The following is a 22,205-nucleotide window of genomic DNA, read 5'->3' on the forward strand; positions in this document are numbered from 1 at the left end:
TTCAATATGATCTTCAGATGTTATTAACCCTTCATTGCTGCGATCGGAATGAATTTTAGCTTTTTCAGAGAACCTTGTTGGAACTTTTTGCTTTGTACGTATTCGATAAATTCTTTAGTTGCGCCAGTAGGTTGACCTTTAGTCATGTAGTAACCATAAGCCCAAATCTTATAAGAACCGTTAATTACGTTGTCTGTAGTAGCTGCGATACCGTTGTGTTTCACTGCTTTTACGTCGCCACTTACATAAACAAGGTCGATATAACCGATGGAGTTAGGAGTAGTTCCTACTGCTGTTTTCATGTCGCCGGATGAACCTGTTTCTTTGTAGTTCTTAGCTTTTTTAACGATATCTCCGCCATCCAAGGCTTTAGCTTGATAGTTAACGCGGGTACCAGAACCGAAAGAGCGAGTGATGACAACGATATCTGCATCTGCGCCGCCTACTTCTTTCCAGTTGGTGATTTTGCCAGCGAAAATGCCTTTAAGTTGTTCTGTTGTGAGGTTATCTACACCCACATTTTTGTTTACAATCGTTGCAAAAGGAATAACAGCTACTTTGTTCGCTACCTGTCCGTCAAAAGCTTTGAAGCCTGGTACGTCGATGCTAGCATCCCAGTCGCAAGCGCCGATATCAGCGATGCCTTTTTTCACAGCTTGTGGTCCAGTTACAGAACCTTTACCAGATGCTGCGATTTTTACTTTAGGGTGCAGCTTTTGGAATTCTTTTGCCGCTTGCAAGGTCAATGGAAGAAGTGCGGTTGAACCGTTAACGGTGATTTTGCCACTAAGTGAATCTGCTGCTGCTGCAATCCCTGCAAAAGATGCGGTTACCGCGATTACGGCTGTTAAAGCCGTTACTGTTAATTTCTTGAAGATTTTCATTGTACTATTTTCTCCTCTCGGCTCTAGGCCGTTAAAATATGTTTGGGATAATCATTATTTAGTCAGTTGCAGCCCTTTACCGCCTTGGATAACCCATACGCTGTCGCCGCTCACAATCGCAAGCTTGCTTCCATCTTTAGATACAGATACTTCAGATACATCTTCAGTCGTACGGAACAGTTCGGTCTTTGCACCACTACCATCGATAGAATAGATCACTGTGCTTCCGTCTGCCGTAGTACCTGCCACTACCAAACCATTGCTAACGCCAGTGGACCAATTCACTTCGATATCAAGTGCAATATTAGTGCTGGTTGCGTCCGCTTTTACAAGCTTCAGGGTATTCTTCGCATTGCCGTCTGCATCTGCGCTCAGGTATGCCACATTTCCATCAGCCAAAATCTCTGGGTAAAGCTTGTTATCCGCTGTGGTTGTTAATGCAGCTGGTTTAGCATCTTTTGTAGCCAGATCAAGCTTGTAAAGCTGCTCTCCTGCCGAGCTAAAGTCTACCGTAAGAGAATCTTCTGTGCTGTCTGCATCATTTTTAGCAACACCCGTCAAATTAACGATATAAACGGCGCTTTTTTCGTCAGCAGAAATGCGCAGTTCAGATTTATTCTCAACCTTGTCAGCCAAAACGGATTTAACATCACCAGTCTCTACTGAGATTTTAGCGATTTTTTCTTGCTTGTCTCCTTGGATGAAATAAATGCTTTTCCCATCTTTGGACCAAACCAGATCTGTCTTCACGCTATTGTCGGTGCCTAGTGTTTTAACAGCTCCGCTAGACAAGTTAATCAGATTCAGCAAACCTTTCTCATCATTAAAAGCTCCCCACTGTTGATCCGGCGATACTGCAAAGTCCACCGCACTGTCATTTGACGAAAACACTTCATAGTTACCTGGTTCTGTACTGAATTTGATAAGCTGAGTAGTTTCTGCATCACTTTTGTTCGCAATCAGGTTACCAGCTGCCGTCCAGTGCAAAGTATCAAACAATCCTTCCGGACGTGCAAAGCTCAAAATCGTGCTAGCATCAGCGTCCAGCTCTCCACCTAATGCAATAACTAACTTAGTCAGCTCTACATAGGTTTTACCGTTATAAAACACTGGAGCCACTGTGAACGATTCGGAATTACCATCTACTTGATAGCTCTTTGAGCCTGTTTTGAGTTGCACATTATGTAGTCCTTTGCTGTCGTTAAGTTCAAACCCGCTTGTTCCCAGTACTACCTTAGCCCCAATTTCACCAGCTACCTGAGTCAGCGAGTAAAGCTTGTAACCACTGCTGTTAATGGTGTTAAACACAATCGGCGTTCCGTTTACATTCCAAGTAGTTGTACCTTCTTTAACTGCTGTAACAGCAGCGACTTGATTGGTAGCTACAGATTTTACATTACTGCCGGTGCTAGCTGCAGATACACTTCCAACGCCTACTGTTGCAAGAAGTGCTGAAGCCAACGTTGCGCTAATCCATTTACTGTTTTTCAATTAGATTCACCCTTTTCGTATAGGTAACTGCTAATGTCATTTTCGTCTACAATTGTCAATTCTGTTGCAGAGGAATGTAATGGAAATATTAACTAGTATTCTTTTTTTAAAAAAATCAGGTATATTAGATCATTTAACAATTTTCTTGATCTAAACCAAATGAACTAAACAGCAAAAACAGCCTCTTTTCGTAAAAAGGTGCTTGGTGTGGCTACCTTATTTAGTTGGAGAATTGTTTGGAATTTGGTGTGACGAGGGACTAATTTGAGATTGCAGGCGGGTGGAGGAAGCTTGTTGCCGAGGTGGGCGGGTGGAGTATATTGCAGAGGCCGCTTGGGTGTGTGGGGAAGCATGTCGCTAAGGTCGCTGGGCACTTGGAGTATATTACGGAGGCCGCTGGGCACTTGGAGTATATTGCGGAGGTCGCTTGGGCGGGTGGGGAGCGTATTACGGAGATCGCTTGGCGGGTGGGGGAAGCTTCTTACTGGCGAGAGTCTGCTATCAATTATGTGGCTGCTGCTTACGATTTAAAAACTAACTGGTCTGTTGAGGTGCGTTCTGCGTAAGGGTCATCGTAGGAGATTCGGCTGATTGTACGGGATTTATACCGTTCTTTTACTGACTTTAGTAGGATTGGGCTCATTGTGCGGGATTTATACCGTTCTTTTACTGACTTCAGTCGGATTGAGCTCTTTGTGAGGGATTTATACCGTTCTTTTGCTAACTTTAGCGGGATTGGGCTCATTGTGCGGGATTTATACCGTTCTTTAGCTGACTTCAGCAAGAATGAGCTCATTGTGCGGGATTTATACCGTTCTTTTGCTAACTTTAGCGGGATTGGGTACATTGTACGGGATTTTTACCGTTCTTTAGCTGACTTCAGCAAGAATGAGCTCACTGTACGGGATTTATACCGTTCTTTAGCTGACTTCAGCAAGAATGAGCTCATTGTGCGGGATTTATACCGTTCTTTTACTGACTTCAGCAAGAATGAGCTCACTGTACGGGATTTATACCGTTCTTTTGCTTGATTTATCTAAATCATGCCTATTTAGTGGCATTTATGCCCTTCTTTTGTCTGGTTTAGGTAAGTCCGTGCTATTTTGAGGCATTTATGCCTCTCTTTTAGCTGATTTAAGTGGATCGACGCCATTTAAGGGCATTTATGCCTTTCTATTACCTAGTTTAGGCGGACTGGCGCTATTTAGTGGCACTTTTGGACCTCTCTTTTAGCTGATTTAAGTGGATCGACGCCATTTAAGGGCATTTATGCCTTTCTATTACCTAGTTTAGGCGGACTGGCGCTATTTAGTGGCACTTTTGGACCTCTGTCAAGAAAGTGGACAGTCACGCAACAGACATTCTAGTCAATTGCTCAGCAAAACGAACTGGAGAAAGATACCCCAGCGCGCCATGCATTCGCTTGCGGTTATAGTAAAACTCAATATATTGAAAAAGTGTCTGGTAGGCTTGCTCCTTAGTTTTGAATCGCGGATTACAATAAATGAGCTCCTTTTTCAAAATGCTGTGCCACGACTCGATACAGGCGTTATCATAACAGTTACCTCTGCGGCTCATGCTGGACTCCATGCCATACGCTTTCAACTGCTTCGTGTATTCATGAGAAGTATATTGAGAACCTCTATCGGAGTGATGTAATAGACCCTTTTCCGGTTGTTTAGCTTCGTAAGCATCTTGTAAAGCGCCCGAAATCAAGCTAGTTTCCATATGGTTCTCCAAGCGCCACCCCACGATTTCGCGCGTGCAAAGGTCCACACACTTGCCAGGTACAAGCGCCCTCCCCGGCAAGGAATGTACGTAATGTCGGTAACCCATACTGAATTGGGTTTGAGTATTTTAAATTGCTGGTTCAGCGTATTCGGGGCAATCGGATGGTCATGATTGGAGTCGGTGGTCTGTACGCGATACGTTTTGGAGACAATGGAGCGAAGCTTCATATGTCGCATGTACACACTCACCGTGCGTTCGGTAACGGTATAACCTTCTTGATGTAACAGGCGGGTGATCTTCGGACTCCCATACCGCTTTTGATGGTCTGCAAAATGATACTGAATTCGCTTCATTATCGCAGCCTTACGAAGCATATGCGTACTGGTTTTTTCTGTCCGCCACTTGTAGTACCCGCTCCGTGACACATGTAGGGTCATGCACATCTTCTCCAAGAGAAACTCGGAGCGATGTTTTTCAATAAACTGGAATCTCAGTTCCTTGGTTTGCTGAAGATGTGCACTGCTTTTTTTACGATCGCTAATTCCTCTTCCACATCGGCAATCTTGTTATCTTTTTCTTGAAGTTGCCGACGCATCTCCTTCAACTGTGCCTCGAGTTCCCGTACTCGATCCACGCTAGCTGCCGGTTCATTCTTTAGTTCTCGATACTGGCTCATCCATTGATGCAGGGTACTTTTTGGGATGTTGAGCTCTTCCGCCAAGTCGCCCACTGTCTTTGTTTGCTCTTGAATGAACTGCACTGTCTGTTTTTTAAATTCTTCGTTATACCGTTGTCGATGTTCTCCCATGTGAACACACCTCCGTGGACTCATTATCGCCAGTCTGTTAACTACTGTCCACTTTTTATTCTAGCTTCATTTTGCCTTTTATTCAGATCATCTCTATATACATAGTAAAAGGACATGTTGAATTAACAAACGTCAATCGGGATTAAGCTAATACTGTGGGATACCTTTGTATAAAATATATGGTTTACAATTCCTAACTTTTGATGCACAGTAATGAGTGAGTACTCACTCATTATATAATTAGAGTGTTTAACGCAATGCAGTTCATCACCATCACCATCACCATCACCATCACCATCACCATCACCATCACCATCACCATCACCATCACCATCACCTTCTACACCATCTACACCTTCTACACCTTCTACACCAGCAACATCTTCAACTTAAGTAAGTATCCCAGAACATTCAGAATCGAGGAGATAAACATGGGTTCAGAGATTCCAGTTATTTCAGTGAGCCATGTCGGGAAAGCGTTTGGAGAGAAACAGGTGCTCGAGGATATTTCGCTTCAAGTGGAACGTGCGGAAACCTTTGGCATACTAGGACCATCGGGCTCAGGAAAAACAACATTAGTGAAGCTGCTTACAGGTATCGATGAGGTAACCTCCGGCGAGGTGAAAATACTTGGCGTGACGATGCCGAAGCTGACTATGCTGCAACAGATTGGGTATATGGCCCAGTCTGATGCCTTGTACACGGAGCTTAGCGCGAAGGAGAATCTGGAGTTTTTTGCAGCGCTATATGGACTAAAGGGGGAGCAACGCTCCAAACGTATCACAGCCGTAATGGAGATCGTTAATTTACAAGATCATTTGCGAAAAAGAGTAGACCAATACTCCGGCGGGATGAAACGCCGCTTATCATTGGCGATCGCGCTGCTGCATGAACCGCCGTTGCTTATTCTTGATGAACCTACAGTTGGCATAGACCCGGTGCTGCGGCTATCCATCTGGAAGGAACTAAAAGCGCTGAACCAGAAAGGCACCACCATTGTGCTGACCACGCATGTCATGGATGAAGCTGAAAAATGTGACCGGCTCGGAATGATCCGTGATGGCAAGCTGCTTGCTGCCGACACGCCTGCCGGACTGCTGCAAGCCACCGGTTCAGCTTCTATTGAAGAAGCCTTTTTATATTATGGAGGTGTGCGTTCATGAGAATCCGAGCGATCACCTTAAGGATTTTGCGACAATTCATTCATGATAAAAGAACAATGGCATTAATGTTCATTGCACCACTCCTCGTTCTAAGCTTAATGAGCTTGGTCTTCAACGGTGACGCCTATGAACCCAAAATCGGTGTGTCCGGTGTACCTCTAAATATGTCAGCTGCGTTAAAAGAACAAAATGCCATCATCAAAGAATATGCCAGCGCAGAGCTGGGAAAAGGCGCTTTAGTAGAAGGAAAAATTGACGCTTTGATCACTTTGAACGGAACCGCCGGAGATTCGCAAGTAACGCCTCAAGTGCTGTTAGAAGGTAGCAACCCTACAGCCAATAAGGCAGTAATCATGACGCTGCAACAAATCTCCCAAAAACTTCTTCCAAGTACAAAGGAACAATTACAGCCGCAGATCAGCTATCTTTACGGTTCTGAGAATATGAAGACGATCGACCGTTTCGGTCCCATTATGATTGGCGTATTTGTTTTCTTTTTCGTATTCTTGATTGCAGGTGTATCCTTCTTAAGGGAACGAACCACAGGCACGCTTGAACGCCTACTTTCGACTCCATTAAAAAGATGGGAGATTGTGCTCGGGTATGTATGTGGTTTCGGCATATTTACCGTTTTTCAGGCGCTATTGATCTCATGGTATTCCATACAGATTCTTGGCATTATGATGACAGGCAGCTTTGGTTACGTATTGCTGATCACATTACTCCTATCGATGACAGCGCTGACGTTGGGCACACTGCTGTCGGCTTTTGCAGCCAATGAGTTGCAGATGATTCAGTTCATTCCACTCATTATAGTGCCACAAATCTTCCTCAGTGGATTCTTCCCGCTCGATACCCTCCCACTGTGGCTCCAGCGCGTTGGCCTCGCTACACCGATCTATTACGGATCAGAAGCTCTGATGAACATTATGGTCCGTGGCAAAGGATGGAGCGCAATTGCAATGGATGTCTATGTACTTATAGGATTTTCGCTGCTATTTATGCTGCTGAATGTATTGGCACTGCGCAAGCATCGCAAAATGTAACTTCACAAAAGCTATTATCATTGAAACAAAATGAATCAAGCATGGAGGGTTATTGTAATGAAAGAGGAAGTTTCTACGGAACAAAATATAGAAGAGCAGTGGATAGAAGAGCTGCTGACCCTTGGCAAAGACGAGAAACTGACACCGAAGCAGATTTCTATTCTACAAGCGGCGATTGAGGTGTTTTCCGAAAAAGGATACTCTGCGACATCCACGAGTGAAATTTCTCAGAAGGCGGGCGTGGCTGAGGGAACGATTTTTCGCTATTACAAGACTAAAAATGATCTGCTGCTTGCCATAGTAGGTCCTACCATGAGTCGCATGCTTGCGCCTTTTGTGCTGCGGAATTTCAACGGCGTGCTTGATATGCCCTACGACAGCTTCGAGGAGTTCCTGCGGGCATTTATGATCAATCGGCTGGATTTCGCCCGCAAGAATTTTAAAATTCTTAAGATTCTTATTCAGGAGATTCCTTTTCAGCCAACAGTTAGAGCGCAGTTTGTAGAGAATATTCTTAGCAAAATACTGGAGCGCGTGATTGATATTGTTGAACATTTTAAGGAAAAGGGTGAAATCATCGAGGTGCCTACACCCACACTTATACGCTTCACACTCTCGTCTGTCGTAGGTTATTTGATGAATCGCTTGCTGCTGCAGCCAGATAAGGACTGGAACGACGAGGAAGAAATCAACCTGACGATCGCTTTTATCATGCATGGAATAAGTAAAGCAACACCCCCTATTTGATGCGCACGCCCGTTCTGTTATCATAAGTACTATATTAAATTCGGACTTTTCAAGATCAAGTTATGAGGAAGGAATTATGTTATGGGCTTTAGTGTATCAGAACGGGTAATCAAACTGCTGTGCGGCAAGTCTATTTTTGAAAAAGGATTAGCTTATTACCAAACTGAAAGTGTCGATATAATTGAAGTTGAAGAATACAATGACTCCATTCCAGATTTGCCCCGCTCTCGATATGAAGCCATTGTTCAGGGGGCGATCGACTATGAAGTTATGGTGGTCATTGATATTGATGGGGATGTCCAGGCAGAGTGTAATTGTCCAGCCTACTCCAATGGGGGGCCATTCTGTAAACATATCGCGGCTGTAATGATCAACGTTGACGCCCTTAAAACTGGCCGAGATCGTTCAGAGCTTACCGATACTTCGCACCTGTCTTCTATAGAAGATACTGAGATTCTAACCCCACGTATTTTTACAGATACTGCGCAAGACAACGGGGGAAAGTCCAGAGATCAACAGCTCGTGAGCAGCCTACTGGGGATGTTCGGCAACCATATACCGCGTCCTAGCGGTACGGGGGCTTTTGTAGATAACAGACTTCCTCTAAATATAGAGTTTACATGCAAGCCGTTCACTTATAGTTACAGCCACACCATGCTGGGTATAGAAATGAAAGTCGGTCCAAAACGTCTATATATTGTTCAGAAAATAAGGGGATTTCTAGAAAGCGTACACCACGGAGACTCCTTTGAGTTCTCGAAACATTTTATCTATGATCCTGCCATTTACAGCTTTCGGAAGGAAGACAATGTTGTTCTACAGAAGCTGATTGATATTGTATTAAATGAAAAAATGTACCGCGATAACGTAACTCCTTACTCACCTTATGGGGGAAGTATTGGGGGAGATCGTTTGCTGGCCGTCCCTCCTTTTTTATGGGAGTCGCTTCAACCTGCGCTTTCAGAGGTCTCGTCGGTATTTTTGCAACAAGAAGAGGTGCTGTACGAAGGCATCCTTGTGTCTAATGAGGCGCCTCCACTCAGCTTTGAATTTGAACAGGCAGAAGAGGATGGATATCATCTGGATATTCAAGGACTTGAGCAGATTTCGGTCTTAGAAGATTACGGGATAGTACTGTCGGAAGGTAAGTTGCTGAAGCTATCCCCTCAAGAATGCATACGCCTTGCTGAAATGAAAAAAATGCTGGATTCCTCCCGCCGAAATGGTATCGATATTGCCCCCGAGCAAATGGAGTCTTTTATGGATAAGGTTATTCCTGGTCTGAAAAAGCTGGGCAACGTCCATATCGCCGACTCCATTGCGGATCGGATTGTTCAGCATAGGCTTATCGCGAGACTTTATCTGGATCGTGTGAGAGATCGGCTGCTCGCCGGACTAGAGTTCCAATATGGTGACATTGTGATCAATCCCTTAGATGAAAAAGCCCATGTTCGCGGGACGAATTTGATTCTTTTGCGAGACGGGGAGGGAGAAGCCCGCATTCTGGAGCTGATGGAGCACGAATCCTTCGCTAAAACTGAAGGCGGATATATTATGACAGACGAAGAGGGCGAATATGATTTTTTGTACCATACCATTCCGCTGCTGGAACCGCTGCTTTCGGTCTATGCGACCTCCGCAGTCAAAGCAAGACTGTTCACGAGCACTACACCCCCAAAGGTGAGCATTAGTTGGAATGAAAAGACGGACTGGCTTGATTTTAAATTCGATATGGGCGGGATTCCAGAAGCTGAGATTGTTATGGTTCTGAAATCCCTGCAGGAAAAACGCAGATACTACCGCTTGCCTGATGGGGCCCTGCTACCACTGGAGAGCGAGGAGCTTCAAGAAATCATTACCTTTATGAATGATATAGGCATCCGGGAAGGTGAGATCAAAGGGGTGGAATTTTCTCTGCCCGTTGTTCGCGGGTTACATTTGACCTCCACGGATGCTAAGAGTGACTCCATTAAGCTGGGCAGATCCTTTAAAAGGTTACTTGCGAACATGCGGAATCCTGAGAATCTTGATTTTCCTATACCTGACAGTCTGGTTCCTGTGCTAAGGGATTATCAACAATATGGGTTTCAGTGGCTGAAGACGTTGGCCCATTACCGTTTTGGTGGTATTTTGGCGGATGATATGGGGTTAGGCAAAACGCTGCAAAGTATCGCTTTTCTCCTGTCAGAACTTCCAGAGATCCGTCAGAATGGACTGCCTGCCCTAATTGTCGCTCCTGCGTCTCTCACTTATAACTGGCTTAATGAGCTTAAAAAATTCACACCAGAGATCAAAGCTGTCATTGCAGACGGTAGTCTAATTGAGCGCGGGCGGATTTTAAAAAATACAGCAAAAGCTGATGTAATCATCACTTCTTATCCGTTGCTTCGCAGAGATGTTCAGCTGTATGCTAAAAAGTCTTTTCATACCCTGATTCTCGATGAAGCACAAACTATAAAAAACCATACTACACAGACAGCCCAAGCTGTAATGGCGCTTCAAGCCCGGCACCGTTTTGCACTTACGGGTACTCCCGTGGAGAATGCGTTGGAAGATTTATGGTCCATTTTCGGCACCGTGTTCCCTGGGTTGTTTCCAGGCAAAAAAGCTTTTCATGATTTACCAAGAGAAACGGTTGCGAAGCGGGCGCGTCCCTTTTTGCTGCGGCGCTTAAAGAGTGATGTGTTAAAGGAACTTCCGGACAAAATCGAATCCGTACAAGCATGTGAACTGCTGCCGGAGCAAAAAAAGTTATATGTAGCTTATCTCGCCCGTTTGAAAAAAGAGGCGCTTAAGCATTTGACCCAAGATAGCTTCGGCAATAATAATCGGATCAAAGTTCTGGCGGGACTAACTCGTCTGCGCCAGTTGTGTTGCCACCCTGCTCTTTTTGTCGATGGATATGAAGGAAGCTCTGCTAAATTCGAGCAGCTGCTCGAAATTATAGAAGAATGTCGTAGTTCGGGTAAACGTATGTTAGTATTCTCACAATTCACAGAGATGCTCGGCCTGATTGGGCGTGAACTTGGATATCAGGGCATTCCATACTTTTATTTAGATGGTCAAACGCCTGTTTCTCAACGAGTAGATTTATGTAATAAATTTAATGAAGGAGAGCGTGATATTTTCTTAATCTCCTTAAAGGCCGGCGGGACCGGGCTCAACTTAACTGGGGCAGACACTGTAATCCTTTACGATCTTTGGTGGAACCCTGCCGTCGAGCAGCAAGCTGCGGATCGGGCTCACCGTATCGGGCAGAAAAATGTAGTGCAAGTAATTCGTCTCGTCACCCAAGGCACCGTAGAGGACAAGATGTATGAGCTGCAGCAGAAGAAAAAGAACTTGATCGATGAGGTCATCCAGCCAGGTCAAGAAAGCTTGTCTACCCTCACAGAGCAAGACATCCGGGAGATTCTAATGATCTAAATAACAACGTTGGAGAAAAAATCAGGATATCCTGCAGCCCATAGGGCTATCGGGATATCCCTTTTTCTTCAGATTATGCGATTGTAACTCCTGCACTAGCATAGCCAGCAACAGTTGTTGCAACGTCAATGCCAGCCGTGACCGTCGAAGTGAAGACCAACAACAAGCGTTCTCCCACAGTTACAGGGATGCTCAAACCTGTGGTATTACCACTGCTAATAGTTCCAAGAGCAACTAATCCTGTAAGCGGAGGACTTAACGTAACTAAAGCCCCAGGTACTGCTGTGAAGGTATTGTTAGGTGTAGTAGATCTGTATAATTGAGCCGTGATTGTTACCGTAGTCCCCACTAAACTAACGGAAGCTGTCGCACTGAAATAGGCTGCCATAGACGTAATCGTTCCAGTTCTAGGAACCGAGAACGCAAAGTTCAGCAAGGTTCCAGCCGCTCCGGTGAGATCTATAGTACCGCCTGTAATACTGATATTGGTTGCACTGCTACCAAAACCAACTGCACTTGAAGTATTCAAAAGCCCCCCTAATACAGTGGTCATTGCTACTGGAAGACCAGAAGAATATGGAATAATTGCACCTGAACCAGTAGCACCTGTTGCTCCAGTTACACCAGCACCTGTTGCTCCCGTTGCTCCAGTACTTCCTGTCGCTCCAGTTACACCAGCAGTTCCTGTCGCTCCAGTTACACCAGCGCTACCCGTCGCTCCCGTTGCTCCAGCACTTCCTGTCGCTCCAGTTACTCCAGCAGTTCCTGTTGCTCCCGTTGCTCCAGCAGTTCCTGTTGCTCCAGTTGCTCCAGCACTTCCTGTCGCTCCCGTTACGCCAGCACCTGTTGCTCCCGTTGCTCCAGCAGTTCCTGTTGCTCCGGTTACGCCAGCACCTTGTTGCTCCCGTTGCTCCAGCACTTCCTGTCGCTCCCGTTGCTCCAGCAGTTCCTGTCGCTCCCGTTGCTCCAGCAGTTCCTGTCGCTCCCGTTGCTCCAGCAGTTCCTGTCGCTCCAGTTACACCAGCACTACCTGTCGCTCCCGTTGCTCCAGCACTTCCTGTCGCTCCCGTTACGCCAGCAGTTCCTGTCGCTCCCGTTGCTCCAGCACTTCCTGTTGCTCCGGTTACGCCAGCACCTGTCGCTCCCGTTGCTCCAGTGCTTCCTGTTGCTCCCGTTGCCCCTGCACTTCCTGTCGCTCCCGTGGCTCCAGCACCTGTGGCTCCCGTTGCTCCAGTACTTCCTGTCGCTCCCGTTGCTCCGACGCTTCCTGTCGCTCCAGTAGCTCCAGCACCTGTGGCTCCGGTTTCGCCAGTACTTCCTGTCGCCCCCGTTGCCCCTGCACTTCCTGTCGCTCCCGTGGCTCCAGCACCTGTGGCTCCGGTTACGCCAGCACCTGTCGCTCCCGTTGCACCAACGCTTCCTGTAGCTCCAGTAGCACCTGTAATTCCTATATTTTCTCCATATAATTCAGAGTAGACAAGGCGATGAGCAGTCACTAATTGACCTGTGCTACTCTTCCCCCAAACTGAAATTTGAATGGGATCATCAATCGTAATAGGTGTTGTGAATAGAAATTCAAATGAATCAAAGTTTGCATAATAATCCCTATTAACCACTTGATTAGGAGCTAAATTAACCTGTTCACTTACATATAAAGTTCTTGTCCCATTCATATAATAGCCTTCGACTTGAACCGTTGACGGAGTATCATCACTCTGATTGACAATTTTAAGAGTAACAAGCTGAGTAGGTCTTACACCGCCTACCAGATTATTTTCTATAGGACCAGTAGATAGTTGACTCAATTTTCAACACCTCATTTTTTATGAATTTTAAAATACGCTTATTATTTGAATTGCGAAAATCAAATCAACCGAACAAGATTCTCCTCAATAGCTTTGTAAAAAACGTGGTTTTATCTATAATCATTCCTCCTACCTACTCTAAGTTGATAATCTATGAGCCTAGAAAATTAGTTCCTATTTTTTGGCTCTTTATAGTATTATTCTTATTTTGAATTAAGGTGTGGACATCCATTTAAAAACTACTATTACACATATTTGATTTATTAAAATAAGCTAAAAATCTGTAATGGTTTAATAGAATAAGAATCTAATAAGCAACGTTCCAGTCGACTTATAACATATGCCAACAAAACAGAGGGTAACCCGAGAGCCACACTAACGGCTACCGAATTACCCCTGTTATAAACACTGAACTTGAAGATAAATAAGCTTAAGTTAATTCATGAACAGACCAGACGATACCTGCTGAGTTCGCTCCACCCAAATTCAAAGGAACCGTCAAACCATTTGCCACATAGAACAAGCCAATCACATCACCTGCGGTTAATGCAAATTCTCCAGCTAGCGTCACAGTACCACTTCCCAAAATTGCTCTCAAATCTAATATAAGCGCTACATTCACATCAAGTACTGGGAACAACCCACTTACCAGATTTGTTGCAGTAGGAGAAGTTCTCTGAACTACGAAAGCCGGATTAACTCCAGCACCAAGACTGATAGAAAGTGAGGCAGTTGTGGAATAATTGATAGTCGCTTCAATCGAATATCTACCAGTTGTCGGAATGGTATAATTTCCACCAACTTCGTCGAAAGACGGGCTATCATAAAAAGGTGTTGTCACAGTCCAGCCAGTTAATTGTGTAGATGTGGAAATTGCCAATGAGGGTTTGAAAGCAGAAAACCCTTCTTGTTGAATATTCGGACCTGTTGCTCCAGTTACTCCGGTAGCTCCGGTAGCTCCGGTTACACCAGCTATTCCAGTCGCTCCTGTTACTCCAGCTACTCCTGTTGCTCCCGTTGCTCCCGTTGCTCCAGTCGCTCCAGCTTCACCCGTTGCTCCGGTTGCCCCAGCTCCTCCTGTTGCTCCAGTTGCTCCGATTACTCCTGTTTCACCCGTTGCTCCTGTTGCTCCTGTTGCTCCTGCTACTCCAGTCGCTCCGGTCACTCCTGTTTCACCCGTTGCTCCGTCTACTCCCGTTGCTCCCGTAGCACCAGTCGCACCAGTCTCTCCTGCTCCAGTTGCTCCAGTCGCTCCAGCTTCACCCGTTGCTCCGGTTGCTCCAGCTTCACCCGTTGCTCCGGTTGCTCCAGCTACTCCCGTTGCTCCGGTTGCTCCAGCTACTCCCGTTGCTCCGGTTGCTCCGGTTGCTCCTGCTACTCCTGTCGCTCCGGTTGCTCCGGTCGCTCCAGTTGCTCCAGTTGCTCCATCCGCTCCGGTTGCACCAGTCGCCCCAGTTACTCCGTCTGCTCCGGTTGCACCAGTCGCACCAGTCACTCCATCGGCTCCTGTCGCTCCTGTGGCACCAGTCACTCCATCGGCTCCTGTCGCACCAGTCACTCCATCTGCTCCTGTTGCACCAGTCTCTCCTGCTCCGGTCGCTCCTGTGGCACCCGTTGCTCCATCGGCCCCCGTTGCTCCAGTCGCCCCAGTCACTCCATCTGCTCCTGTTGCCCCAGTCTCTCCTGCTCCGGTCGCTCCTGTGGCACCCGTTGCTCCATCGGCCCCCGTTGCTCCAGTCGCCCCAGTTACTCCGTCTGCTCCCGTTGCTCCTGTTGCACCTGTAGCTCCATCTGCTCCTGTTGCCCCAGTCTCTCCTGCTCCAGTCGCTCCCGTTGCTCCGTCTGCTCCCGTTGCTCCTGTTGCACCTGTAGCTCCATCTGCTCCTGTTGCCCCAGTCTCTCCTGCTCCAGTCGCTCCCGTTGCTCCATCCGCTCCAGTTGCACCAGTCGCGCCAGTCGCGCCAGTCGCGCCAGTTGCTCCATCGGCTCCTGTAGCTCCAGTCTCTCCTGCTCCGGTCGCTCCTGTTGCACCCGTTGCTCCGTCAGCTCCCGTTGCACCAGTCGCACCATCTGCCCCTGTTGCCCCTGTCTCTCCTGCTCCAGTCGCTCCCGTTGCTCCGTCTGCTCCCGTTGCACCAGTCGCACCAGTTACTCCATCTGCTCCTGTTGCCCCAGTCTCTCCTGCTCCGGTCGCTCCTGTTGCACCCGTTGCTCCGTCTGCTCCCGTTGCACCAGTCGCACCATCTGCCCCTGTTGTACCTGTCGCCCCAGTCTCTCCTGCTCCGGTCGCCCCGGTTGCTCCGTCTGCTCCCGTTGCACCCGTTGCACCTGTAGCTCCATCTGCTCCTGTTGCCCCAGTCTCTCCTGCTCCAGTCGCTCCCGTTGCTCCGTCTGCTCCCGTTGCACCAGTCGCACCAGTCACTCCATCTGCACCTGTCGCCCCAGTCTCTCCTGCTCCGGTAGCACCCGTTGCTCCGTCTGCTCCCGTTGCTCCTGTTGCTCCATCCGCTCCCGTTGCACCAGTCGCACCGGTCGCACCAGTTATCCCTTGCGTTACACCAAGCAATTCTGCATGTACAAGTCGATGGGCAGTCACAATCTGGCCAACGCTATTTTTTCCCCATACTGAGATTTGAATCGGATCATCTACCAGACTTGTAGTTGTAAAAATAAATTCAAACGCATCAAAATCGCCATAATAATCACGTGTTATAACTTCATTAGGTGCTACATTTATCAGCTCGCTGACATATAAAGTTCTTGTCCCATCCATATAGTATCCTTGAACAAGAGCCATTGATGAATCAATGTCACTTCGGTTATCAATTTTGACAGTAACATGCTGAGTAGGTCTTACACCCCCTACCATACTATTGTCTATCGGTCCGGTAGATAAATAACTCAATTTCTCATCACTCCTTTAACGTTAACTGTGTCACAAAAATAATTATTAAATTAATACTGCCTGCTTCTCCCACGCAACTATGCGATGAGGATCTACCAATGCCCCCGAGTTCTGTTTTCCCCAGACTGAAATCCCAACCTCTGCTTCAACTGCTTCTAATGTTGTAAACACAAATTCAAATGCGTCCAAGTCGGCAAAATAGTTCTTAGTTAAAACTTGATTAGGTGCTAGATTTACTGTTTCATTCACATACATCGTTCTTGATCCGTTAAGAAGGAAACCTTGAATAACTAGATTATAAGGATTAAGAGAATCCCGATTAACTACTTTTACGGTTACCAGTTGCGACGGTCTGACCCCTAGGATCGGGCTGTTATCTATAGGTCCAGTAGAAAAAATAGCCATGTTTTATTCACTCCTCCCTTCCACTACAATTTGAAAGATTAGTGGCTCCGTATAGTAATATTCCTTGGCTTGAGTTAGCGTGTGGACTGTTGTGCAAAGGAACAGCTAGTCCTATAACAAGACAGCCTTCTTTTTTCAAATTTATAATCTACTAAACTGATAATCTAACAACAAAGAGCAACCAAGATTGTTAAGAAGCTAACCACTATTGCTTTTTATGAAATATTAGGTATACTGGTAAAAATTAATTAAGCATCGATGAGCGGGAGAGTAGTTAACGAGATCTAGTCCTCAGCGAGCCGGGAGAGTGTAAGCCGGTACAGATCCCTTTAATGAAGCGCACCCGTGAGATGGACTTCTGAACCTTAGTAGGAAGTCCCGGCTGAAGGCCGTTATCCCGTAAGGTGGCTGAACAACTTGTTCAGCAACGAGAGTGGTACCGCGAGCGCTAAAGCCCTCGTCTCTTTTGAGACGAGGGCTTTTTTGTATTTTCAAAGGAGGGTATACCATGTTAAATCAAATCATCAAAGACGGAATCGAGCACAGTGTACAACGTGTATTCAATACCTTAGGAGCTGACTATCCAGAGGACATTGCCATTCTGATCGAACAGCCAGCAAATCTAGAACATGGTGATTATTCATGCAATATCGCTATGCAGCTAGCCAAAACTTTACGAAAATCCCCAATGGTCATAGCAGAATTAGTGAAAGCAGAACTTCAATTCCAAGGGCGCTTCGCCGGTCTTTTACAAAAAGTTGAAGTCGCTGCTCCCGGATTTATCAATTTGTATATGAATTGGCAAAGCTGGGCTGAACATTCCTTTGAACTGCCTGCCAGCACTGGCGAAAAAGTCATCATCGAGCACACTTCTATCAACCCCAACAAAGCCGCTCACGTAGGTCATCTAAGAAACGCCTGTATCGGCGATACTCTAGTCAGAATTATGAAAAGAACTGGGTATAACGTAGAGGTTCATAACTACATTGATGATCTCGGCAATCAGCTGGCGGATACAGTTGTTGGATTATTAAATATACCTTTAGAAGGGAAACACCAACGTTTCGGTGATTTTTGCTGGGATCTTTATGCCAAAGTGAACAAAGAATATGCGCTGAACCCAGAGATGACACACAAGCGCACAGATATACTGCACTCCCTTGAACTAGGAGGCGGTAACGAAGCCTGGCTGGGCAACCTTGTAGCTGAACGCATCGTTAGAGAGCATGTAGAGGAAATGAAACATTTTGGGATTTATTATGATTTGCTGGTATGGGAGAGCAGTATTTTAAAAGAGGGATTTTGGGCAGCCGCAGCTGAGCTACTGAAGCAGACAGCCGTTTTTGTACAAGAGACTGAAGGTAAACTCGCAGGCTGCTGGGTGCTGAAGCAAGGAACAGAGGCTAACATTGGAGCGGATTCAGAGGAGCATCAGCTCGATAAGGTGCTGGTGCGTTCGAATGGGATTTTAACGTATACAGCCAAAGATATTGCCTATCATCTCTGGAAATTTGGTCTTTTGACCAAAGATTTCTCCTATAGCGAATTCTCGTCCGGTTTATGGACAACTGGATTAACTGGAACCCAAGAATCTTATGGGCAGGCGGACAGAGTCATCAATGTGATCGATTACAGACAGGAATATCCACAACAGATGGTTAAGCAAGCCTTAGGGGCACTAGGTTATAACGAGCAAGCAGACAAACTCCATCATGTGAGCTATGGTGTTGTATCTCTTAGTCCCGCTTCGGCGGCCGAGCTGGGTATAGATATTTCAGAAGGCAAATCTTCTTATGCTATGTCCGGACGTCAGGGAATCGGGATTAAGGTAAGCGATTTGGTGGAGCTTATGGAACAGAACATTGAGCACTCACGTTCCGATAAAGACGGCCTCTCCAGCCGATTGATTGCCACTGCTGCGATTCGCTACTATCTGCTACGGTTTAATTTAGGAACGGAAATCGTGTTTGATTTCAAACAGGCTACCGAAATATCCGGCAATACCGGAGTTTATCTGATGTATACTTTTGCGCGTGCGACAAGCGTTTTGAGTAAAGCTACGATCCCAATCCTTACAGCTGCCGCACAGCTTCAGTTCCCTTCCGAATTGGAAAAAGCAGAGCTTGCGCTGCTAAGACAGCTAAGCCTCTGGCCCGAGATATTACATTCAGCAAGTATAGAGTTAACGCCAAATACGCTCTGCACTTACGCACATACCTTAGCTACACTGTTCAACAACTTCTATTCTGCATGTCCGATTCTAAAAGGCGATCCAGCTACGATCGAATTCCGCCTCTGGCTTACTTCAAGATTCAAGGACATCTTGGGAGATGTGCTCGAAGTGCTTGGGTTACCGACACCGAACCGAATGTAGAAGATACAAAAAAAGGGCAATTTCCGCGCTTAACGCGGAGATTGCCCTTCTATATATAATGTTACTTATAAATCTCTATCACATTTCCAGCTTCCGTGCTGAGACGATCAAAGTCCGCACGTTTGATGCGAACACCACCACTACGATAGCGGTTAGGTGTACCTTCTGTTTGCACTTCCGTACCGTTGATAGTAATTTGACTAATCTCACGACCTGTAAGGTGATAGATAAAGTCTACCTTAGTGCCTGCATATTCAAAACTAAAGTGCATTCCATCCAGCGATTCCGGCAGAATAGGGTCAACAATTAAGTCTCCACCTTCCGTACGGATCCCCAGTGCATTCGAGATTAACTGGTTCATATAGATCCCAGGACCGCTGGAATAGATTCTCCAGCCACCTTTAACAGCTACGTCACCATTGCGCAGTTTATCGAAATTCTCCTGTGCCTCATAACGGGTGTTAAATTTACCATCCGAGCTACTGAAATAGGAGTTAGCTTGACGTAGTTCAGCGTTTGGCACCACATCGCGGATTCCGATCGGATTAATCGCTGCCAGACCCTTCCAGACCTGATCGGTTTTACCGAGCTTAGCCATAGCCTCTACATAACGGATATGTGCATGCACATACTGAAGTCCAATTTCCCGGCCAAAGTTAGCCGCTTGCTCCGCACGTTTGAAATGAGTGCTGACCCCGCCAACATATTGAGCTGGACGATTCATCAGACGCACACCGTCAGGGCAGAATAGTTTATCCTGAATGACATCATAGTGTGCTTCGGCCTGTTCCGGAGTAAGCAGCTCACTGATCATACTGCGCGTCATAGGCAGCAGACGGTACTGAATACCTGTTTCTGTGTCACTTGGGTGCACCATAAGTTTAATTTGCTCAGGGTCTTCCATATACAGGAAGCCAGGAATCACTTCGGATTGAAGCATATGAGTATGGAAATCCTTACGGATTCCTTCCACCATCGCCTTCAGTTCCTCTGCCTCAGCTTGATCAACTGAACGAAGCACCTCTGAGAACTGATTAAGTGTCTGATAGGTAAGCGCCACTGTCCAGCTGCTGACCATATACTGCTTCAGCTGTGGATTTGCAGGCTGGAGCGTATCATCCCAGTCTCCATCACCGTAAGAAGACAGATGTGTGTCATGCAGGAAATGATCCTTAATATAAGCAATTTCCTTCCGTGCGTGATCCAGCAACGTCGCCTTTTCTTCTGTAAAGTCAAAGCTGTGCTTACGGGTATACGGTAATGTTGCTCCCAAGATGCTGTAATCCTGAGTTACTGCCAAGTAGTCTCCAAGCACCTTAAGCGGCCATACAATAATATCTCCATGACTTTCTTCTTGTTGTATCTTCGTGTATTTATCAAACATGAACCACTGTGGCCAGTTGCCATCATCTTCATATTGATGACTATACAGCGTCAGCAAAATTTCCCGAACCTGTTCGTATTTTTGCGTAGCCATGAAATATTCCACAGGTCCCTGACATACATCCCGGGTTCCCCAAGCAGCGCCACCATATTGCTCTAAACCATGTGGAACCGAATAGTGAACCAGCATGTTATGTGTGTACCACCAAGTCAGAGCGTTAACCTTAAACAGTTCACCTTCTGTTCCGTCCCCAAGCGTCAGGCGGAAGCCATTCATCACACCAGCATAAAACGCGCGATAAGCAGAAATCTCTTCCTCAGCTGAACGATTTCTTGGAGCAAGTGACTTACCATCCAGAAGGCCTTGAATATTCAAGGTCCATTCACTGCTGGCAGACAGCTCCAGAACTGCTAACGGCGCTTCAGTTGGTTGAACCGGAGAGACAAGTCTACCTTCATCCTGCAGAGTTAACTCCGCACCCTGTACCTGTAATTTATACTGTAAGTCAGGATATTCACCAGCACTTAGTGCGCTTCTGTCAGCCGAGAAGATTACTGCTCCACTTTCTTGCTTAGATTGATATGGAAGCTCGTATTCATTAACGTTCATGGTGATTTGATTAGTGACTAAATAACGATAAGCTCGTCCGCTTTCCGAACGCACATTCAGGAATATCTCCGGCGAATCTTCGGTGGTGTAGTTCGTAATAATGAAGCATTCACCATCTGTTCTGTAATACCAACGAGCATAGTTGAAACCAACCTCAAATAGAGAAGGCATGGTCAGCAAACGATATTCACCGTTCCACTCTACATAAATGCGTTGTCCTGAAGCTTTTGGAATGTTAAGCGCATTTCTTGGATTGGACATTAGCTTGTTGAAATTGGTATTTCCAATTACCACTTGGGAGTTAAAGATCCCGTACATATAAGAAGTTGTTGTGATGACCTTATCATTAAGTCGAGCGTTATCCCCACTCATCAGGATATGGCCGTGTGGCCGTTCTACGCGCATTTCTTTTTCTTTTAATACTACGTGCTCATAATTCTCCGTGAAAAAGGAAAGTAGTGTGTCTCCTTCTCTCTCCTCCTGATAACGAACCGGAAACAAGACCCCGATCTCTTTCTCTGTCAGCGAATCTGCAGCCAGCGGTGCTCCCAGCTCCTCCGAGAAGAAAGAACGTTCAAGTGCTGCTTCAGCTTCTAAAGGTAAATCTTTAACAGCATCCCAAGCCGCAGCAATATCATTAGCAAATTCTAGCGCAGTGATCGCTTCTGGATGATCTTGCTTAAACAATCCGTAGAACACAAACCGTGTTTCCCCGCTCAGCTTCACCCGTTCCGATTGCAGCGCAGTATATGCGAATTCATATTGATAGATCTCATTACTTAATTGCTCACGACCCAAGCTCTCTGGTTGGTTGGTTTCTTTATAGGACAGTCCAAAGAATTGAAAACCGTCTGTTGAGAAGCTTGTTGCCTTGGTAAGTGAACCCTGTTGCAGATATGGGAATTTCCCGCCCTGCGGCTGATTCTGTCTAGAGCAAACAACGTACCCGTTGGATTGATCCTCAAATACCGCATGATCGATATACTGTGACAGGTAAGCTTCATTACTGCGGACAGCGGCGATATCAGCAATCCCTACATCCTGTCCGTACACGAGATCTACCTCTGCATTTTGTCCAGTAAGCTTCACATCCCAGAACCAAGCTCCTCCTGCAGTAGGGGTGAAAATAACTTGATATTCAATATTTTCCGCAGTACCTTCCCAAACCAAACGGTTTCCAGCCTTACGTACAGTGCTTGAAGAATGAATGCCCAGCAAAGGAATGGCTTGAATGTTTCCATCATTGTGCACTCGCAAATATAGATTGGATAATGAACCATCCACAATGCTTGGCAGCAATTGATTGATCATTGTCCGTTCATAGAGGACTTGGAACAAGTCCCCGCTGTTTGTAAAAGTGAAGGATAGATCCCCGGCGTTTAAACGGATGTTAGTATTCAAATTAGTAGTCATATTATACACTTCCT

Annotated in this window: 15 protein-coding genes, 1 pseudogene and 1 other annotated feature; of the genes and pseudogenes, 7 read left to right on the plus strand and 9 right to left on the minus strand. The window is 46.1% G+C overall.

The window, feature by feature from the left end:
- Nucleotides 1-23 precede the first annotated feature (23 nt).
- Both NSQ91_RS25865 and NSQ91_RS25870 read right to left on the minus strand, forming a co-directional pair.
- Nucleotides 24-884, minus strand: coding sequence for a phosphate ABC transporter substrate-binding protein (locus NSQ91_RS25865; RefSeq protein ID WP_038573065.1), 861 nt, complete (start codon nucleotides 882-884; stop codon nucleotides 24-26).
- Nucleotides 885-938: 54 nt separating this feature from the next.
- Nucleotides 939-2,375, minus strand: a complete 1,437-nt coding sequence (locus tag NSQ91_RS25870) for a stalk domain-containing protein (protein ID WP_076129434.1) — start codon at nucleotides 2,373-2,375, stop codon at nucleotides 939-941.
- A gap of 341 nt (nucleotides 2,376-2,716) precedes the next feature.
- Here NSQ91_RS25870 and NSQ91_RS25875 point away from each other — a divergent pair, with 341 nt between their 5' ends.
- On the plus strand, nucleotides 2,717-2,941 hold the full coding sequence (locus NSQ91_RS25875) for a hypothetical protein (RefSeq protein ID WP_076305562.1): 225 nt from the start codon (nucleotides 2,717-2,719) through the stop codon (nucleotides 2,939-2,941).
- 78 nt (nucleotides 2,942-3,019) lie between these two features.
- The gene (locus tag NSQ91_RS25880; RefSeq protein ID WP_340920456.1) at nucleotides 3,020-3,406 is read left to right on the plus strand and encodes a hypothetical protein; all 387 of its coding nucleotides are present in this window, start codon (nucleotides 3,020-3,022) and stop codon (nucleotides 3,404-3,406) included.
- A gap of 316 nt (nucleotides 3,407-3,722) precedes the next feature.
- Here the strand turns inward: NSQ91_RS25880 and NSQ91_RS25885 are convergent, their stop codons facing one another.
- Genes NSQ91_RS25885 through NSQ91_RS25895 form a run of 3 tightly spaced genes read right to left on the minus strand, consistent with a single transcriptional unit; the run spans nucleotide 3,723 to nucleotide 4,914 of the window.
- On the minus strand, nucleotides 3,723-4,103 hold the full coding sequence (locus NSQ91_RS25885) for an IS3 family transposase (RefSeq protein ID WP_340920459.1): 381 nt from the start codon (nucleotides 4,101-4,103) through the stop codon (nucleotides 3,723-3,725).
- Nucleotides 4,088-4,543 (minus strand): IS3 family transposase, encoded by a 456-nt coding sequence (locus NSQ91_RS25890; protein ID WP_340920462.1) that lies wholly within the window; start codon nucleotides 4,541-4,543, stop codon nucleotides 4,088-4,090. The genes NSQ91_RS25885 and NSQ91_RS25890 overlap by 16 nt, the downstream gene beginning before the upstream one ends.
- 53 nt (nucleotides 4,544-4,596) lie before the next feature.
- On the minus strand, nucleotides 4,597-4,914 hold the full coding sequence (locus NSQ91_RS25895) for a transposase (RefSeq protein WP_076305695.1): 318 nt from the start codon (nucleotides 4,912-4,914) through the stop codon (nucleotides 4,597-4,599).
- Between the two features lie 431 nt (nucleotides 4,915-5,345).
- Here NSQ91_RS25895 and NSQ91_RS25900 point away from each other — a divergent pair, with 431 nt between their 5' ends.
- The 4 genes from NSQ91_RS25900 to NSQ91_RS25915 all read left to right on the plus strand — a co-directional run bounded on the left by NSQ91_RS25900 (nucleotide 5,346) and on the right by NSQ91_RS25915 (nucleotide 11,296).
- Nucleotides 5,346-6,077, plus strand: a complete 732-nt coding sequence (locus NSQ91_RS25900; RefSeq protein ID WP_076279987.1) for an ABC transporter ATP-binding protein — start codon at nucleotides 5,346-5,348, stop codon at nucleotides 6,075-6,077.
- Nucleotides 6,074-7,123, plus strand: a complete 1,050-nt coding sequence (locus tag NSQ91_RS25905; protein WP_076305693.1) for an ABC transporter permease — start codon at nucleotides 6,074-6,076, stop codon at nucleotides 7,121-7,123. Before NSQ91_RS25900 ends, NSQ91_RS25905 begins: the two co-directional genes overlap by 4 nt.
- 57 nt (nucleotides 7,124-7,180) lie before the next feature.
- Nucleotides 7,181-7,870: a TetR/AcrR family transcriptional regulator gene (locus tag NSQ91_RS25910; protein ID WP_076279985.1), complete on the plus strand. Its 690-nt coding sequence runs from the start codon at nucleotides 7,181-7,183 to the stop codon at nucleotides 7,868-7,870.
- 81 nt (nucleotides 7,871-7,951) lie between these two features.
- Entirely contained in the window at nucleotides 7,952-11,296 is a 3,345-nt protein-coding gene (locus NSQ91_RS25915; protein WP_076305692.1) for a DEAD/DEAH box helicase, read from the plus strand.
- A gap of 73 nt (nucleotides 11,297-11,369) precedes the next feature.
- Here the strand turns inward: NSQ91_RS25915 and NSQ91_RS32115 are convergent.
- From NSQ91_RS32115 to NSQ91_RS25930, 3 genes and pseudogenes are all read right to left on the minus strand, one after another.
- Nucleotides 11,370-12,969, minus strand: a pseudogene (locus tag NSQ91_RS32115) (exosporium glycoprotein BclB-related protein).
- Nucleotides 12,970-13,531: 562 nt separating this feature from the next.
- Nucleotides 13,532-16,006 carry a collagen-like protein gene (locus tag NSQ91_RS25925; protein WP_340920471.1) on the minus strand — a complete coding sequence of 825 codons (2,475 nt, stop codon included), beginning with the start codon at nucleotides 16,004-16,006 and terminating at the stop codon, nucleotides 13,532-13,534.
- 45 nt (nucleotides 16,007-16,051) lie between these two features.
- Nucleotides 16,052-16,411, minus strand: coding sequence for a hypothetical protein (locus tag NSQ91_RS25930; protein ID WP_076305676.1), 360 nt, complete (start codon nucleotides 16,409-16,411; stop codon nucleotides 16,052-16,054).
- A 249-nt stretch (nucleotides 16,412-16,660) separates the two neighbouring features.
- Nucleotides 16,661-16,879 (plus strand) — a binding site (T-box leader).
- A 40-nt stretch (nucleotides 16,880-16,919) separates the two neighbouring features.
- On the opposite strand from NSQ91_RS25930, the gene NSQ91_RS25935 reads away from it, so the two are divergent.
- Nucleotides 16,920-18,785 carry an arginine--tRNA ligase gene (locus tag NSQ91_RS25935; RefSeq protein WP_076305677.1) on the plus strand — a complete coding sequence of 622 codons (1,866 nt, stop codon included), beginning with the start codon at nucleotides 16,920-16,922 and terminating at the stop codon, nucleotides 18,783-18,785.
- A gap of 61 nt (nucleotides 18,786-18,846) precedes the next feature.
- Here NSQ91_RS25935 and NSQ91_RS25940 read toward each other — a convergent pair whose 3' ends face one another.
- On the minus strand, nucleotides 18,847-22,191 hold the full coding sequence (locus NSQ91_RS25940) for a GH36-type glycosyl hydrolase domain-containing protein (RefSeq protein ID WP_076129210.1): 3,345 nt from the start codon (nucleotides 22,189-22,191) through the stop codon (nucleotides 18,847-18,849).
- Between the last annotated feature and the right edge of the window lie 14 nt (nucleotides 22,192-22,205).

Source organism: Paenibacillus sp. FSL R7-0048, assembly GCF_038004505.1.
In the GTDB taxonomy this organism is placed as follows: Bacteria; Bacillota; Bacilli; order Paenibacillales; family Paenibacillaceae; genus Paenibacillus_AQ; species Paenibacillus_AQ odorifer.